A 15,144-nucleotide genomic window follows, 5' to 3' on the forward strand; every position below is an offset into this window, starting at 1 on the left:
AGCAATACCGACGCCGCATGGTGCGGGCCGGCCATGACATTGGGATCGAAATCGTCGGGGGTGATCGAGATGGGACCGATTTTTCACGTCAGGCTGCGCCTGCGCCGGTTCATGCGCCGTCATCGCACCATCTTCGCGATCCTGCGCTCGCTGATGATCTTCTCCGCCGGCTTCGGCGGCGCGTACGGCTTCATCAAGGCCAGCATCTCCGACAACTCCGGCTATAACCCGCACACGTTCGCGATCGGAGCCAGCTTCCTGTTCGCGCTCGCCTGCGTCGGCATGGCCACGCTCAGCATGCGGCTGCGCTTCGTCGCCAGGAAGATGCACACGATTGCGCTCCACAACGAGGTGCTGGCGGACCGGAACTGGGAGCTGCAGGAAGCCGAGCAGCGCGCCCGCAATCTGTTCGAGCAGCAGGGCGACCTCATCGTCATGCGCGCGCGCGACGGCACCATCATCTTCGTCAACGACGCCTATTGCCGGATGGCGGGCCTCGACCGCGACAACCTGCTCGGCAGCGCGTTCACCTTCGAGCTGATCGAGCAGGGCGACAGCGCGCTGGAGCCGAACGGCACGCGCGTCCACGACCAGCGCATCGAGAGCGCGATCGGGCCGCGCTGGATCGCGTGGCGCGAGGCACTGGTGCGTTCCGACGCCGGCCAGCCCGCCGTGCTGCAATGTGTCGGCCGCGACGTCACCGACCGCACCGAGACCGAGCGCGCGCTGGCGGAGGCGCGCGACCAGGCCAATGCCGCGAACCGCGCCAAGTCGCGGTTCCTGGCAATGGCGAGCCACGAGATCCGCACGCCGCTGAACGGCATCCTCGGCATGAGCGGGCTGCTGCTCGAGACTCCGCTGACGCCGGAGCAGATCACCTACGCCAAGGCGGTTCGCACCTCGGGTGAAGCCTTGATGTCGCTGATCGACGAGCTGCTCGACTATTCCAAGATCGAGGCCGGCAAGCTGGCGCTGGAGGCGCAGCCATTCTCGCTGGCGACGCTGATCGAGGAGATCACCGAGCTGCTGGCGCCGCGGGCGCAGGCCAAGCAATTGGAGATCGCGGCCTATCTCGACGAGCGGCTGCCGACCTGGGTGACCGGCGACGCCGCGCGGCTGCGCCAGGTGCTGCTCAACCTCGCCGGCAACGCCATCAAGTTCACGGCTTCGGGCGGCGTCGCGCTGATCGCCGAGCCCGGGATCTGGCCGAACGAGATCAGCTTCCAGGTGCGCGATACCGGCATCGGCATCGCAGCCGACGCCCAGGAGCGCATCTTCCGCGAATTCGAGCAGGCCGATGACAGCGTGGCGCGCAGCTTCGGCGGCACCGGCCTTGGCCTGGCGATCTCGGACCGGATCGTCAAGCGCATGGGCGGCCGCATCGCGCTGCAGAGCCGGCTCGGCGCCGGCTCGACCTTCGAGGTGTCGGTGCCGCTGCCGCCGGCGCTGGAGCGCGGCGAGCAGAACAGTTTCCGTGGCCCCGACCTCGCGGGACAGTCGATCATGCTGGTCGCGCCGGCCGGGCTGCAGGCCGAGCTGATCGAACGGCGCCTGCAGAACTGGGGCGCGCAGACCTGCCTGGTCGCCGAGGCCGAGGTGGCGGAAGCCCTGCTGCCCGAACGCGCTTGGCACGCCGTGCTGGTCGACGACGCCATCGGCAGCGACGCGTCGCTCCGTCTGGGCGGGGCCGCGCAACATCACACGACACGGCTGATCGTGCTGGTCACGCCGGCGAGCCGCCACGAGCTGACACCAGCGGCGCCGTTCAACGGCTATCTGGTCAAGCCGCTGCGGGCCGCCTCGCTCGCCGCGCGCGTGAGCTTTGACACCGATGGAACGGTCCCGGCGCTCGCTGACGATCCGATCCCGATCGCGCCGCCGATTGCGGTTCAGGCCGGCGGGAGCCTGTCCATCCTCGTCGCCGAGGACAACGACATCAACGCGCTGCTGATGCGCTCGCTGCTGACCAAGCTCGGCCACCACGCCGACATCGCCGTGCATGGCGAAGCCGCGCTGGACTCCTGGCTCGCGGCGCGCTCGGCCGGCGCGCCCTATGATCTGATCCTGATGGATGTGCAGATGCCGAAGCTCGACGGCATTGCCGCCGTCAAGCGCATCCGCGCCATCGAGGCCAGCGAGCCGGGCCGGCGCACGCCGATCCTGGCGCTCACGGCCAATGCCCTGGTCGAGGACCGCTACGCCTGCTTCGAGGCCGGCATGGATGGCTTCCTGGTCAAGCCGATCGATCGCGACAAGCTGGACGAGGCGCTGGCGAATCTGGCGGCGGCGCGACAGGTGGCGGCGTAAGTAATTAGTTGGAGCGGATCAGTTCAGCGCTACGCTCGCGGGCCACGCTCACAACCGCCTGAGCGCCACCGTCTCGACCTCGTGGTCCGCGCCCTTCTTCAGGATCAGCGTCGCGCGCGGCCTTGTCGGCAGGATGTTGTCCTCGAGATTGGCCAGGTTGGTGCGCTCCCAGATGGCGATCGCAGTGGCGATGGCCTCCTCGTCCGACAGCAGCGCGTAGCGGTTGAAGTAGGACCGGGGATCATGGAACGCCGTGTCGCGCAGCGACAGGAAGCGCTTGACGTACCATTTGCGCAGGATCGCCTCGTCGGCATCGATATAAACCGAGAAGTCGAAGAAGTCGGAGACGACCGGCACGGCCTTGCCGTCGCGCGGCAGCGGCCCGGTCTGCAGCACGTTGACGCCTTCGACGATGAGGATGTCCGGCTGGTCGATCTCGACCCACTGATGGGGGACGATGTCGTAGGTGAGATGCGAGTAGACCGGCGCGCGCACCTGATGCCGGCCGGCCTTGATGTCGGAGAGGAAGCCCAGCAGCCGCGGCAGGTCGTAGCTTTCCGGAAAGCCCTTCTTCTGCATCAGGCCCTGCCGCTCCAGGACCGCGTTCGGATAGAGGAAACCGTCGGTGGTGATGAGATCGACCTTCGGCCGCGGCGACCAGCGCGCCAGCAAGGCCTGCAGCACGCGCGCGGTGGTGGACTTGCCGACCGACACCGAGCCGGCAACGCCGATGATGTAGGGCATCTTGCGGTCGCGGATGCCGAGGAACTGGCGCTGCGCGTAGTACAGCCGCTGCGCCGCGTCGACATACATCGACAGCAGTCGCGACAACGGCAGATAGATGTCCTCGACCTCCTTGAGATCGAGGCGATCGTGCATCGACCGCAGCTTGGAGAACTCGCCGGGCTCCAAGGTCATCGGCGTGTCGTTGCGCAGCTCGGCCCATTGTTCGCGGGTGAAGACGCGGTACGGATTATATTGTTGTTCGGTGGTGCGCATATCCATGACGCTGCCCTTTGTTTCCCCGGCCGACGCGCCCTACTCCGTCTTGCGCGACGCCTTTTCTTCCAGCCCCGACTGACCGGTGCGCTTGCCGAGCGCCGCCTCGACCTCCTCGAGCCGGACGTCGCGCGACTTCAACAACACCAACAGATGAAACAGCAGATCGGCGCTTTCGGAGATCAGATGCTCGCGGTCGGTGCCAACAGCGGCGATGACCGTCTCGACCGCCTCCTCGCCCATCTTCTTGGCGCATTGCGCCGGGCCCTTGTCGAGCAGCTTGCGCGTATACGACGCCTCGCCGCCCGCCGCGGCGCGCGCGTCGATGATGGCAGCGAGATCGTGAAGCGTGAAACGGGACATCAGCCGGCACTCGGAACGCCTGCCCGAACCACGGCGGCCGGACCAGCGTTCATCTACCATTTTTGCGGCGCAATGTCGTCAGGGATCGAGCCGCATCGGCAGGCCCTGGCGCGCCATGTGCTCCTTGGCCTGCCGGATGGTAAATTCCCCGAAATGGAAGATCGAGGCGGCCAGAACCGCAGTCGCGCGGCCCTCGCGGATGCCGTCGACCAGATGGTCGAGATTGCCGACTCCGCCGGAGGCGATCACCGGCACCGGCACGCTGTCGGCGACCGCCCGGATCAGCGGCAGGTCAAAGCCCTGGCGCGTTCCGTCGCGGTCCATCGACGTCAGCAGGATCTCGCCGGCACCGAGCGCGACCACCTCCTGGGCGTATTCCAGCGCGTCGATGCCGGTCGATTTGCGTCCGCCATGGGTGAAGATCTCCCAGCGGCTGCCGCCGCCAGGCCGCGACACGGACTTGGCGTCGATCGCGACCACGATGCACTGCTCGCCGAATTTCTCGGCCGCCTCCTTGACGAATTCCCGCCTGCTCACCGCGGCCGAATTGATCGAGACCTTGTCGGCGCCGGAGCGCAGCAGGGTCTTGATGTCGTCGATGGTGCGCACGCCGCCGCCAACCGTGACCGGCATGAAGCAGGCCTCCGCGGTGCGCCGGACGACGTCCAGCATGATGCCGCGGTTCTCATGGGTGGCGGTGATGTCGAGGAAGCAGAGCTCGTCGGCGCCGGCGGCGTCATAGGCGATCGCGGCCTCGACCGGATCGCCGGCGTCGCGCAGATTGACGAAGTTGACACCCTTGACGACCCGTCCGTCCTTGACGTCGAGGCAGGGAATGACACGGACTTTGAACATCCTGTTCTCTCCTACGCGCGCGCGGCGCGGATCAGCGCCAGCGCCTCTGCCGGGTCGAGCCGGCCGTCATAGAGCGCGCGGCCAGCGATGGCGCCTTCGAGCTTTTTCGCACGCGGTGTCAGCATCGCCCTGACGTCCTCGATCGAGGCAAGGCCGCCGGAGGCGATCACGGGAATCGAGATGGCGTCGCCGAGCGCGATCGTGGCGTCGAGGTTGAGGCCCTTGAGCAGGCCGTCGCGGGCGATGTCGGTGAAGATGATCGCGGCGACGCCGGCGTCCTCGAAGCGTTTGGCGATGTCGAGCGCGGTGACCTCGGACGTCTCCGCCCAGCCTTCGACCGCGACCTTGCCGTCGCGGGCATCGAGGCCGACGGCGACGCGGCCGGGAAAGGCTTTGGCTGCGGTCTTCACCAGCTCGGGATCGCGCACCGCGGCGGTGCCGATGATGACGCGGGCGATGCCCTTGCCGAGCCAGGCCTCGACCGTCTTGAGATCGCGAATGCCGCCGCCGAGCTGCACCGGCATCTTGACGACCTCCAGCATCGCCTCGACGGCTTGCGCGTTCATCGGCTTGCCGGCGAAGGCGCCGTCGAGGTCGACGACGTGGAGATATTCAAAGCCCTGGTCGGCGAAGCTCTTGGCCTGCGCGGCGGGATCGAGGTTGAACACGGTGGCGCGCGCCATGTCGCCCTGCTCCAGGCGCACGCACTGGCCGTTCTTCAGATCGATGGCGGGAAACAGGATCATATCAGTTGTCTTTCAAGAGCGCGCCCTGTCCGCCTCTTGCGGCGAACAGGACGGAAGCGCTCACGGCTTCCATTTCAGGAAGTTGGAAATGAGGGCGAGACCGAAACGCTGGCTCTTCTCGGGATGGAATTGGGTGCCGATCGCGGTGTCCTTGCCGACGATCGCCGTGATCGGACCGCCGTAATCGGCGCGCGCCAGCACATCGTTCTCGTTGACCGCATTCAAGTGATAGGAGTGCACGAAATAGGCGTGCAAGCCCTTCGGCCCGAGCGGCAGCCGCTCCAGGACCGGATGCTCCTGCACCAGGTCGAGCGTGTTCCAGCCCATGTGCGGGATTTTCAGGCTCTCGTCACGAGGCGCGATCTTCTCGACGTCGCCGGCGATCCAGTCGAAGCCATCGGTGGTGACATGCTCCTTGCCGCGCGTTGCCATCAATTGCATGCCGACGCAGATGCCGAAGAACGGCCGCGCCTTGTGGCGGACGGCTTCGGTCATCGCCTCCAGCATGCCGTTGACGGAGTCGAGGCCGCGGCGGCAATCGGCGAAGGCGCCGACGCCGGGCAGCACGATGCGGTCGGCGCGATACACGGTGTCGGGATCGCGCGTGACGACGACCTTCTGCGGATCCGCCATGCCGCGCGCGGCGCGCTCGAACGCCTTGGCGGCGGAATGCAGATTGCCGGAGCCGTAATCGATGATTGCAACACTCATCGTCCACCTCCGGGTTCGGGAAACAAGCCAATGATGCTGGCGTGCGGCAGCGGCGGCGGGTGCAGCCCATTGCCGTTGTCGCGCGTCGGCGGCGCCGCGCCGCGATCGACGGTATGATTGTCGTAGCCGAGCGTGCTGCGCCGGGCGGCCCAGCGCTCGAAGAAGCGGCGCTCGGCGGCATCGAGATCATCGGCGACGACGACGTCGAGCTGGCGCCAATTGCCGCGCGAGTAGCTCCAGCGCTTCAGGCTGGAGGCTTCGAGCCCGAGCAGGATCGCGAACAACAGATCGATGCCGGCAATCGCACCGCCGTTGACGCCGACGCGCACCAGGATCACGTCGAGCGCGATCATCAGCACGGCCCAGACGAGCATCGCAAGCCAGAGGCGATGCCAGGCCAGCCAGACGGCGCCGAGCACCGCGGCCCAGAAATGGAAGCCGTCGCGGATGAAGACGAAGCGATCGGTCGAACGCAGATCGACCCCGGCGGCCAGGGGAGCGTGAACCGTATAGACGGGCATGTCGATAATCCCTTGGACGGGGAGGTCAGCCGCCGAGCTGACCCTTGGTGGATGGCACTTCGCCCTGATTGCGCGGATCGATCGAAAGCGCTGTCCGCAGCGCCCGCGCCAGACCCTTGAAGCAGGATTCGGCGATATGATGGGCGTTCTCGCCGTACAGCGTCTCGACGTGCAAGGTGATGCCGGCGTTCATGGCAAACGCATTGAACCACTCGCGCACCAGCTCTGTGTCGAACTCGCCGATCTTGTCGCGCGCGAAGGTCGTGCGGAACACCAGCATCGGCCGGCCCGACACGTCGATCACGACGCGCGTCAAGGTCTCGTCCATCGGCATGTGGATCGAGGCATAGCGGGTGATGCCGGCCATGTCGCCGAGCGCCTGCCGCACCGCTTGGCCGAGCGCGATGCCGACATCCTCGGTGGTGTGGTGAAAGTCGATATGCAGGTCGCCGACCGCCTTGACCGTCATGTCGATGCGGGAATGCCGGGCAAGCAGATCCAGCATGTGATCGAAGAAGCCGATACCGGTCGCGATGTTCACGACGCCGGTGCCGTCGAGGTTCACGGACACCTCGATGTCGGTCTCTTTGGTCTTGCGCTTGATGGTCGCGCTACGCATGGGGTCAGCTTTCCCTTGAAAACGCGGCTCTTTTATCAGGCGGATGTCGGCTTAGCTACTGCGGGATAGCGCCCCGTACGCCTGATCTCGGGCCATGGTGAGCGGATTTCAAGACCGGGTCGGGCAGGCAGGGACCCGGTAATTGTATCCCGACGCCTGAGCGCCTAAATCAGGGCATGAACCAGGGATCCCCAATGCACGCATCCTCGAACGAGCCCACCGTCTGGCACGGCACCACGATTCTGACCGTCCGCAAGGGGGGCAGGGTGGTGATCGGTGGCGACGGCCAGGTCTCGATCGGCCAGACCGTGATCAAGTCCAATGCCAAGAAGGTGCGCAAGCTCGGCAAGGGCGACGTCATCGGCGGCTTCGCCGGGGCCACCGCCGACGCCTTCACCCTGTTCGAGCGGCTGGAGAGCAAGCTGGAGCAGTATCCGGGGCAGCTGACCCGGGCGGCGGTCGAACTCGCCAAGGACTGGCGCACCGACCGCTACCTGCGGCGGCTCGAAGCCATGATGATCGTCGCCGACAAGGACGTCTCGCTGGTGCTGACCGGGACGGGCGACGTGCTGGAACCGGAGTCCGGCGTGATGGCGATCGGCTCCGGCGGCAACTATGCGCTTGCGGCTGCGCGTGCGCTGATCGACACCGACAAGGACGCCGAGAGCATCGTCCGCCGCTCGCTCGACATCGCCGCCGACATCTGCGTCTACACCAACCGCAACATCACCATCGAAGCATTGTCGGCCGAGTAGACCATGACCGCGGACGAGATCGGCGCCCCGTCCCGGCAGTCGTCCGGACCCTGGCTCATCCCGGTGCTCTGTCTGCTTTCGCTGCAGGCCGCACTGTTGTTCGCGATGGGCCGGCTGCCGATCTGCGCCTGCGGCACCGTCAAGCTGTGGCATGGCGTGGTGCAGAGCTCGGAGAACTCCCAGCATCTCACCGACTGGTACACGTTCTCCCACATCATTCACGGCTTCTTGTTCTATGCGCTGACCACGCTGGTGGTGCCGCGGCTGCCCTGGCAGGGGCGGCTGATCCTGGCGATGCTGATCGAGGGCGCCTGGGAGCTGGTCGAGAACTCCAGCTTCATCATCGAGCGCTATCGTGCCGCCACGATCTCGCTGGACTATTTCGGCGACAGCATCGTGAACTCCGTCGGCGATACGCTGGCGATGATGACCGGCTTCCTGCTGGCGCGGGTGCTGCCGGTCTGGCTGACCGTCGTGATTGCAGTCGCGCTCGAGATCGGGGTGGGCCTGCACATCCGTGACAACCTGACCCTGAACATCTTGATGCTGATCTATCCAACCGAGGCGATCCGGCAGTGGCAGGCCGGACCGCCGCTCCTGTGACGGCGGAATCCGGCTTGCCCTCATCCCCGTCCGACCCTAGCTAGAGCCTCATGACAGACTTTTCACCCCGCGAAATCGTCTCCGAACTCGACCGCTACATCGTCGGCCAGGCCGACGCCAAGCGGGCGGTGTCCATTGCGTTGCGCAACCGCTGGCGCCGGTTGCAGCTCGATGCAGGCCTGCGCGAGGAGGTGCTGCCGAAGAACATCCTGATGATCGGGCCGACCGGCGTCGGCAAGACCGAGATCGCGCGGCGGCTGGCCAAGCTCGCGGGCGCGCCGTTCCTGAAGGTCGAGGCGACCAAGTTCACCGAGGTCGGCTATGTCGGCCGCGACGTCGAGCAGATCATCCGCGATCTCGTCGAGGTCGCGATCGTCCAGGTGCGCGAGCGCAAGCGCAAGGACGTCGCCGCCCGGGCCCAGCTTGCCGCCGAGGAGCGCGTGCTCGATGCGCTGGTCGGCGCCAGCTCCAGCGCCGCCACCCGCGACTCGTTCCGCCGCAAGCTGCGCGCCGGCGAGCTGAACGACAAGGAGATCGAGATCGAGACGCAGTCGTCCGGCGGCGGCCTTCCGATGTTCGAGATCCCGGGCATGCCGGGGGCGCAGATGGGCGCGATCTCCATCGGCGACATCTTCGGCAAACTCGGCGGCCGCACCAAGACGCGGCGCGTCACGGTCGAAGCCTCGCACGACATCCTGATCGCGGAAGAGTCCGACAAGCTGCTCGACAGCGACCAGCTGGTGCAGGAGGCGATCAGCGTGGTCGAGAACAACGGCATCGTGTTCCTCGACGAGATCGACAAGATCTGTGTGCGCGAGAACCGCGCAGGCGGCGACGTGTCCCGCGAGGGCGTGCAGCGCGACCTGCTGCCGCTGATCGAGGGCACCACGGTCTCGACCAAGCATGGCGCGGTCAAGACCGATCACATCCTGTTCATCGCGTCGGGCGCGTTCCACATCGCCAAGCCATCGGACCTCTTGCCGGAGTTGCAGGGCCGGCTGCCGATCCGCGTCGAGCTGCAGGCGCTGACGCGCGACGACATGCGCCGCATCCTGACCGAGCCGGAGGCGTCGCTGATCAAGCAATATGTCGCGCTGATGAAGACCGAGGGCGTGACGCTCGACATCACCGACGATGCGATCGACGCGCTCGCCGACATCGCGGTCGCGGTCAACTCCACGGTCGAGAACATCGGCGCGCGTCGGCTGCAGACCGTGATGGAGCGCGTCCTCGACGACATCTCCTTCACGGCCTCCGACCGCAGCGGCGAGACCATGCGGGTCGACGCCGCCTTCGTGCAGCAGCACATTGGCGATCTCGCCAAGAACACTGATCTCAGCCGGTTCATTTTGTAGCGGCTACCCGTATGGGTCGAGGCCGAGCTACAAATTCCGCCGTCGTCCCCGCGAAAGCGGGGACCCATGACCACCAAAGCCAATTGTGACTCTCGATGGCGGCTCCAGCCCTGCCTCAGCGTGTACAGCGGTGGCTATGGGTCCCGGCTCAAGGCCGGGACGACAGTGGTGGATGTGGTAGCGACCTCGTCTCCGCCAGCCATCGCTCGGTCGTGGCATGACCTGCGCCTACAACAAACACTGGCGGGCGATGCTCGCCGTCAACGCCACCGTGATGCTCGGCGTGGTCCTGCACAAGATCACGCTGCCGCCCTACATCCCCTACATCCACCTGCTGGTCGACTATCACCACGGCTTCATCAAGCGCGCGCTGGTCGGTGCCATCGTCGGACTGTTCACGGCGAAGGTGCCGGTGTGGCTGGTGTTCGCAATCGGCGGCGGCGTCTGGCTGATCACGCTCGCTCTGTACCTGAAGCTGTTCCGACGCACCTTTGGTTTTGATCGCGCGCAGCTGCCGCTGTTCGTCTTCACGGCGGGGTCGCCGTTCGTCTTCAAGAACTTCCTGTTCACGCTCGGTCATTTCGACATCTATGGCTGTCTCGGCGTCATCATCCTGTTGCTGGTCCCGGCGAGCTCACTCTGCTACGTCCTGCTCGCCACGCTCATCTCGGCGGTGCTGGTGCTGATCCATCACATCCATCTGCTGATGTATGTGCCCACCATCGTCGCCATCGTCGTGCTGCGCTGCTATCTGGCCCGCCCCATCGCCCGGCTCGACCTTGCCGTGGGCGCAAGCGCGCTGCTCGGCCTCGGCATCCTGTTCCTGGCCGCGCAATTCCTCGGAACCATGCCGCTGCCCGAAGTCGATTTCGTAAGTTATTTGCAGACACGAATGGCCGATCCATCGCGCACCGAGCTGCTTCAGTTCGCCTATGTCTGGTACCAGCCGCTGTCCAAGGAAGTGCAGGACACCTGGGCGCGCATGCCGTCCAATCTGCTCGGCGTGCCCGTATATGCGCTGCTGCTCTGGCTGCATGCACCGCTATGGAGCTACTACAGAGATCTTGTCGGCGCATTGGAAGAGCGGCGCCATCGCCAGATCGTCATCGCCGCGCTGATCTTCATCAGCCTCGCCTACGTCGTGATGTTCGCGATGGTGTTCGACTATTCGCGCTGGATCTCGAGCTGGGTCGTTTGCATGGTGATGATGCTGCACGCGGTGAAGACGCTTCCCGCGACCAAGCCGATTGCACCGATTGATCCCGACGATCGCAGGACCACGATCCTGGGCTGGATCGTCGCCGCCGTGCCGCGCGTCGGCATCATCCGGCCGTTCTGAGCCTCAGCCTCTTGGGCGCCTGATACGGACGTAGAGCGCGCCGGCGCCGCCATGTCCGACATGGGCCTCCTCGAAGCCGACGATCAGCGAGCGGAATTCCGGCAGGCTCAGCCAATGTGGCACCTGGCGCCGGAGCACGCCGCGTTCAGGGTCCGCGCCGATGGTGCCCTTGCCGGTGATGACGAGCACGAAGGTCAGCCCATCATGCTGCGCGCGATGCAGGAAATGATGCAGCGCTTGGTGCGCCCGGCTCTGGGTCATGCCGTGCAAATCGAGTCGCGCATCGATCTCATTGCGGCCGCGCGACAGTTTCGAACGCTCCCTCCGGCCGAGCGAAACCAGCGGCGGAATCGCCGGCCGGACGGGTTTCGGCGCGGCAACCGGCGCGACCGGCCGCTGCGTCATCGCGGGTTTGTCCGGCTGCGGTTCGGACGTCGTCATCGGCGGATGCAGCCGCACCGGACGCTGTGTCTTGCGCAGCGGCTTGACCTGGCGCGCCACCGTTTCCCACAGCGTGCGCTCGTCCTCGGAAAGGCCGCGCTTGCGACGGCCGCGCGGCGGCTCGGGATCATGCGACATGGAAACGGCTTGTCATCGGCGGTTGCGGTGGCGTCTGCCATAACGCAATCGGCGGATATTGCGATCACTTTCGAGTCGCGGTCGGGCCTCGGGCAGCGGCACTGGCTGTGGGGCCACCACGTTCTGCGCCACCGTGGTCGCGGATTTTGCGACGGCGATCGCGGAGCTAGCCGCGACGGGAGCAGCGGCCTTTGAATCCTTGGCCGCGGAGGGCGCCGCCGCCGTCTTGGCCTGGTCCTGCTCCTTCGCTTGATCTTTGGCAGCCTCCTTCGCTGCCTGCTTCGGCAGCGCTTGCGGAAACAGCTTGGCGATCTTCTCCGACGGACGCGCATCCGGCAGCGGCATCTTGCGGCCACGCGCGACCGGATCGAGGCTCTTCGGCACCAGCATCACGAACTGGATGCTGTGCTTGAGGCGGCCGGAGACCTTGCCGGCGTCCGGTCCCGCGCCGAAGTAGAGATCGGCGCGCGCAGGTCCGACGATCGCCGAGCCCGTATCCTGGGCAATCATCAGCCGGTGGAAAGCCGTCTTCGACTTCTCGGATTCGATCGGCAACTCGCCGGTGATGAAGAACGGCGTGCCATAGACGTGCAGCGACTTGTCGACCGCGATCGAGCGGCCCGGAGTCAGCGGGATGCCCTGGGCGCCGATGGCCTCGTCCTTCTCCGACAGTTGCACCTCGCGGAAGAAGATGTAGGAGCGGTTGGTCCGCCGCAGTTCATTGGCACCTTCCGGGTTCTGCTCCATCCAGTCGCGGATGCGCTGCATCGACATCTGCTCGCGCGGAATGATGCCGCGCTCGATCAGGACACGGCCGACCGGCGTATAGGGATGGCCATTATAGGCATCGTAGTTGATGCGGATGGTCGAGCCGTCGTCGAGACTGATGCGCGCGGATCCCTGGATCTGGGCAAACAGCAGGTCCGTCTGATTCCTGAGCCACGCGATCTCCAGGCCGCGGCCCTCGATGGCGCCGTCCTCGATCTCCGCGCGGTCGTAATAGGGGACCAGCTTGCGCCGTCCGATCTTCCGGTAGACGGGACCCTTGTTGGGCAGACTCGTCGCGTCCTGCTTGAAGCCGCGAACGAACAGATTGGAGGGGCGGCGATAGACCGGAACGTTGTAGACCTCGTTCTGGGTCCGCGAGCCGTCGATCACGGGTTCGTAGTAGCCGGTGACGAAGCCGTCGGCATCGCCGAGCTTAGAGATCTTCAGCGGCTCGAAGTGCCGTTCGAAGAACGCCCTTGCCGCGGCATTGTCGGCGAGATCGGCGGCCCGGGCGTCGCGACAGGGGTCGCGCAGGGAATCGCCCAGCGCCTTGGCGTCCGGCGTGACATCCGTCTTGGCGGCGATCGGCTTGCAACTGGCGCGGAACGTCCGGTACGCCGCAAGCTGATCATCGTCGTTCCAGCCGGGCACGTCGTTCCAGGCCAATGGCAGGTACTGGCTGTTGTTGATTTCGAGCGGCCAGTCGAGCGGGGGGTAGGGCAGGTGGCGCACCGATGCCGCCGGGGTCCGGTGGCGCGAGCGTACCGCCTCGGCCGCGTAAGGGGCGAGCGCCACGGCAACGACGCTCAAGGCGAGCGCCGATGTCCAGTACTTCACGCGATGAGCGGTGAAACCCCGCTTCCAAATTTCGCGAACCATGCTTGCACCATCAAAGTACCACTCAACGCGAAATTTGGAGAGAACGGCATGTTCAAAAGATCAATCTCAAAAAACCGAGGATGCGGCTCGTCGTACTCCTTACGCAGCCGGCCGACACCGGGAGCGATGCCCTCCAACGTAACACCGCCGGCGGCAACCTATTCCATCAATGGCTGCCGGTGCCGACCAGCTTCCAGTTCGGATCGCGCGAGCCGGTGTCGCGGGCGAAAGTCCAGATGTCGGTGATGTCGGCCACCTTGTCCGGATTGCCGTCGACGATGTTGCCCATCTTGTCGCGTGTCACCGAGATCATCTGCGAGACGAAGCGGACCGTGACCTGCGCGGTGCGGTCGCGCAGCTCGGCACCGACCAGCTCGGCGGTATCGATGGAGACGAAGCGGGTTTCGGTCTTCTGCTCCTGCTTCTCGCGCTCCTTGATGACGGCGTCGAAGCTCTCATAGACCTCGGACGACAGCAGGTCGCGCAACGCGCGGCGATCGCCATTGGCAAACGCCAGCACGATCATCTCGTAGGCGCTGCGCGCACCGGTCAGGAAATGGCGCGGATCGAACGATGAGTCATCGGCGACGATCGCGTCGAGGCCACGCGCGAGCGGCGTGCCCGACTCGGCCAGGCCGCGCCAGCGATCGCCCGCCGCCGGCATCTCGCCGCCGGGGACCGAAGCCGAGGGGTCGACGGGCTTGTTGGGAACCGGCATAACGTGGTTGTCCGGCGCACCCTGGACCGCGTTTCTGGCGGCGTGATCGAACGGCGTCCGCTCGCTTCCGGTGCGCTGCCCGAGCACGGCGCGCAGGCGCACGAAGATGAAGACCGCCAACGCCAGGAAGATGATGGTATAAATGTCCACGTCGTGTTCGCTTTCTGACCTGTCGAGCCGAACGCGGAGCCCGGCCACCGGACACCCGTTCTACAGGATCCAGGTAAAGACCCGTGAATCCCTCGGTCGACCCGGATGTAGTCATCGAATTGGGCCCGGCCAATGGCACATTGTGGCGTAGCGATCCTAACCCTTTTCCCTCTCAAGGGGAAATCCGATCGCCCCCTGGTTGGAACGGGGTAGGCCGGTCGCTGGTTCCGCCCGGGGGTCGATGCGACAAATAGAGGCATGCCGGCCGGATCAATCCTTTGCCTCGGCCTTTTGCGGCGTCCGTGGCTCGTCCTTGTGGAACAAGCCGGCCCTATGGTAGCCACGCGCCGCAACGACCCGCCCTTTTTGCCTGGAGAACACTGCGATGACCAACGGTAACGGCGCCACTCCCGAGGCGGCTGCTCCTCCTCAACTGAACGTGCTGGCCCAATACATCAAGGATCTCTCGTTCGAGAATCCGAACGCGCCGCAGTCCCTGGCACCGCAGGGCCAGCCGCCGCAGATCAATATCCAGATCAATGTCGGCGCCAACGCGCTGAATGACACGGAATACGAGGTGACGCTGACGATCGAGGGCAAGGCCGAGAGCGGCAGCCAGGTGATGTTCAGCTTCGAGCTGGTCTATGGCGGCGTGTTCCGGCTGGTCAACATTCCGCGCGAAAACCTGTCGCCGATGCTGCTGATCGAATGCCCGCGCCTCTTGTTCCCGTTCGCCCGCGAGATCGTCGCCAACTCGGTGCGCGACGGCGGCTTCCCGCCGCTGATGCTGGACCCGGTCGATTTCGTTGGCCTGTACCGCCAGAACATGGAGCGCCAGGCAGCGGCCCAGGGCGGCCAGGTGCTGTCGAGCTGATCT

16 protein-coding genes are annotated in these 15,144 nt (G+C 65.8%); 6 read left to right on the forward strand and 10 right to left on the reverse strand.

The window, feature by feature from the left end; genetic code table 11:
* Positions 1–69 precede the first annotated feature (69 nt).
* Complete coding sequence (locus QX124_RS24950; protein WP_315798571.1) at positions 70–2,307, forward strand: PAS domain-containing hybrid sensor histidine kinase/response regulator; 2,238 nt, start codon at positions 70–72, stop codon at positions 2,305–2,307.
* Between the two features lie 48 nt (positions 2,308–2,355).
* Here QX124_RS24950 and coaA read toward each other — a convergent pair whose 3' ends face one another.
* The 7 genes from coaA to hisB all read right to left on the reverse strand — a co-directional run bounded on the left by coaA (position 2,356) and on the right by hisB (position 7,121).
* Complete coding sequence (gene coaA / locus QX124_RS24955; RefSeq protein WP_315740433.1) at positions 2,356–3,312, reverse strand: type I pantothenate kinase; 957 nt, start codon at positions 3,310–3,312, stop codon at positions 2,356–2,358.
* Between the two features lie 33 nt (positions 3,313–3,345).
* Positions 3,346–3,669: a phosphoribosyl-ATP diphosphatase gene (locus tag QX124_RS24960; protein WP_257167618.1), complete on the reverse strand. Its 324-nt coding sequence runs from the start codon at positions 3,667–3,669 to the stop codon at positions 3,346–3,348.
* Positions 3,670–3,747: 78 nt separating this feature from the next.
* Positions 3,748–4,524, reverse strand: coding sequence for an imidazole glycerol phosphate synthase subunit HisF (hisF, locus tag QX124_RS24965; RefSeq protein WP_315798572.1), 777 nt, complete (start codon positions 4,522–4,524; stop codon positions 3,748–3,750).
* Positions 4,525–4,535: 11 nt separating this feature from the next.
* The gene (gene hisA, locus QX124_RS24970; protein WP_315740431.1) at positions 4,536–5,270 is read right to left on the reverse strand and encodes a 1-(5-phosphoribosyl)-5-[(5-phosphoribosylamino)methylideneamino]imidazole-4-carboxamide isomerase; all 735 of its coding nucleotides are present in this window, start codon (positions 5,268–5,270) and stop codon (positions 4,536–4,538) included.
* Positions 5,271–5,330: 60 nt separating this feature from the next.
* Complete coding sequence (gene hisH, locus QX124_RS24975) at positions 5,331–5,981, reverse strand: imidazole glycerol phosphate synthase subunit HisH (RefSeq protein WP_315740430.1); 651 nt, start codon at positions 5,979–5,981, stop codon at positions 5,331–5,333.
* Positions 5,978–6,502, reverse strand: coding sequence for a DUF2628 domain-containing protein (locus tag QX124_RS24980; protein WP_315740429.1), 525 nt, complete (start codon positions 6,500–6,502; stop codon positions 5,978–5,980). The genes hisH and QX124_RS24980 overlap by 4 nt, the downstream gene beginning before the upstream one ends.
* A gap of 25 nt (positions 6,503–6,527) precedes the next feature.
* Entirely contained in the window at positions 6,528–7,121 is a 594-nt protein-coding gene (gene hisB / locus QX124_RS24985) for an imidazoleglycerol-phosphate dehydratase HisB (protein ID WP_315740428.1), read from the reverse strand.
* 194 nt (positions 7,122–7,315) lie between these two features.
* On the opposite strand from hisB, the gene hslV reads away from it, so the two are divergent.
* The 4 genes from hslV (at position 7,316) to QX124_RS25005 (ending at position 11,173) form a co-directional block, all read left to right on the forward strand.
* A complete protein-coding gene (gene hslV / locus QX124_RS24990) occupies positions 7,316–7,876 on the forward strand; it encodes an ATP-dependent protease subunit HslV (RefSeq protein ID WP_315740427.1) in 561 nt (186 codons plus the stop codon).
* 3 nt (positions 7,877–7,879) lie between these two features.
* A complete protein-coding gene (locus QX124_RS24995; protein ID WP_315740426.1) occupies positions 7,880–8,479 on the forward strand; it encodes a DUF2585 domain-containing protein in 600 nt (199 codons plus the stop codon).
* Between the two features lie 50 nt (positions 8,480–8,529).
* On the forward strand, positions 8,530–9,834 hold the full coding sequence (hslU, locus tag QX124_RS25000; RefSeq protein WP_315740425.1) for an ATP-dependent protease ATPase subunit HslU: 1,305 nt from the start codon (positions 8,530–8,532) through the stop codon (positions 9,832–9,834).
* 217 nt (positions 9,835–10,051) lie between these two features.
* Positions 10,052–11,173 carry a hypothetical protein gene (locus QX124_RS25005; RefSeq protein WP_315798573.1) on the forward strand — a complete coding sequence of 374 codons (1,122 nt, stop codon included), beginning with the start codon at positions 10,052–10,054 and terminating at the stop codon, positions 11,171–11,173.
* 3 nt (positions 11,174–11,176) lie between these two features.
* Here the strand turns inward: QX124_RS25005 and QX124_RS25010 are convergent, their stop codons facing one another.
* The 3 genes from QX124_RS25010 to QX124_RS25020 all read right to left on the reverse strand — a co-directional run bounded on the left by QX124_RS25010 (position 11,177) and on the right by QX124_RS25020 (position 14,267).
* Positions 11,177–11,752: a Smr/MutS family protein gene (locus tag QX124_RS25010; protein ID WP_315798574.1), complete on the reverse strand. Its 576-nt coding sequence runs from the start codon at positions 11,750–11,752 to the stop codon at positions 11,177–11,179.
* Positions 11,753–11,764: 12 nt separating this feature from the next.
* Positions 11,765–13,399, reverse strand: coding sequence for a murein transglycosylase A (locus QX124_RS25015; protein ID WP_315798575.1), 1,635 nt, complete (start codon positions 13,397–13,399; stop codon positions 11,765–11,767).
* Positions 13,400–13,565: 166 nt separating this feature from the next.
* Positions 13,566–14,267: a Tim44/TimA family putative adaptor protein gene (locus QX124_RS25020; protein WP_315798576.1), complete on the reverse strand. Its 702-nt coding sequence runs from the start codon at positions 14,265–14,267 to the stop codon at positions 13,566–13,568.
* Positions 14,268–14,652: 385 nt separating this feature from the next.
* Between QX124_RS25020 and secB the strand changes: the two genes are divergently transcribed.
* The gene (gene secB, locus QX124_RS25025; RefSeq protein ID WP_315740420.1) at positions 14,653–15,141 is read left to right on the forward strand and encodes a protein-export chaperone SecB; all 489 of its coding nucleotides are present in this window, start codon (positions 14,653–14,655) and stop codon (positions 15,139–15,141) included.
* The last annotated feature ends 3 nt before the right edge of the window (positions 15,142–15,144 follow it).

Source organism: Bradyrhizobium sp. SZCCHNRI3043 (assembly GCF_032377735.1).
Taxonomy (GTDB): Bacteria; Pseudomonadota; Alphaproteobacteria; order Rhizobiales; family Xanthobacteraceae; genus Bradyrhizobium.

Coding starts and splice junctions, on each gene's coding strand:
- QX124_RS24950 (WP_315798571.1), top strand. CDS start 70: ATGGGACCGATTTTTCACGTCAGGCTGCGCCTGCGCCGGTTCATGCGC.
- coaA (WP_315740433.1), bottom strand. CDS start 3,312: ATGGATATGCGCACCACCGAACAACAATATAATCCGTACCGCGTCTTC.
- QX124_RS24960 (WP_257167618.1), bottom strand. CDS start 3,669: ATGTCCCGTTTCACGCTTCACGATCTCGCTGCCATCATCGACGCGCGC.
- hisF (WP_315798572.1), bottom strand. CDS start 4,524: ATGTTCAAAGTCCGTGTCATTCCCTGCCTCGACGTCAAGGACGGACGG.
- hisA (WP_315740431.1), bottom strand. CDS start 5,270: ATGATCCTGTTTCCCGCCATCGATCTGAAGAACGGCCAGTGCGTGCGC.
- hisH (WP_315740430.1), bottom strand. CDS start 5,981: ATGAGTGTTGCAATCATCGATTACGGCTCCGGCAATCTGCATTCCGCC.
- QX124_RS24980 (WP_315740429.1), bottom strand. CDS start 6,502: ATGCCCGTCTATACGGTTCACGCTCCCCTGGCCGCCGGGGTCGATCTG.
- hisB (WP_315740428.1), bottom strand. CDS start 7,121: ATGCGTAGCGCGACCATCAAGCGCAAGACCAAAGAGACCGACATCGAG.
- hslV (WP_315740427.1), top strand. CDS start 7,316: ATGCACGCATCCTCGAACGAGCCCACCGTCTGGCACGGCACCACGATT.
- QX124_RS24995 (WP_315740426.1), top strand. CDS start 7,880: ATGACCGCGGACGAGATCGGCGCCCCGTCCCGGCAGTCGTCCGGACCC.
- hslU (WP_315740425.1), top strand. CDS start 8,530: ATGACAGACTTTTCACCCCGCGAAATCGTCTCCGAACTCGACCGCTAC.
- QX124_RS25005 (WP_315798573.1), top strand. CDS start 10,052: ATGACCTGCGCCTACAACAAACACTGGCGGGCGATGCTCGCCGTCAAC.
- QX124_RS25010 (WP_315798574.1), bottom strand. CDS start 11,752: ATGTCGCATGATCCCGAGCCGCCGCGCGGCCGTCGCAAGCGCGGCCTT.
- QX124_RS25015 (WP_315798575.1), bottom strand. CDS start 13,399: ATGGTTCGCGAAATTTGGAAGCGGGGTTTCACCGCTCATCGCGTGAAG.
- secB (WP_315740420.1), top strand. CDS start 14,653: ATGACCAACGGTAACGGCGCCACTCCCGAGGCGGCTGCTCCTCCTCAA.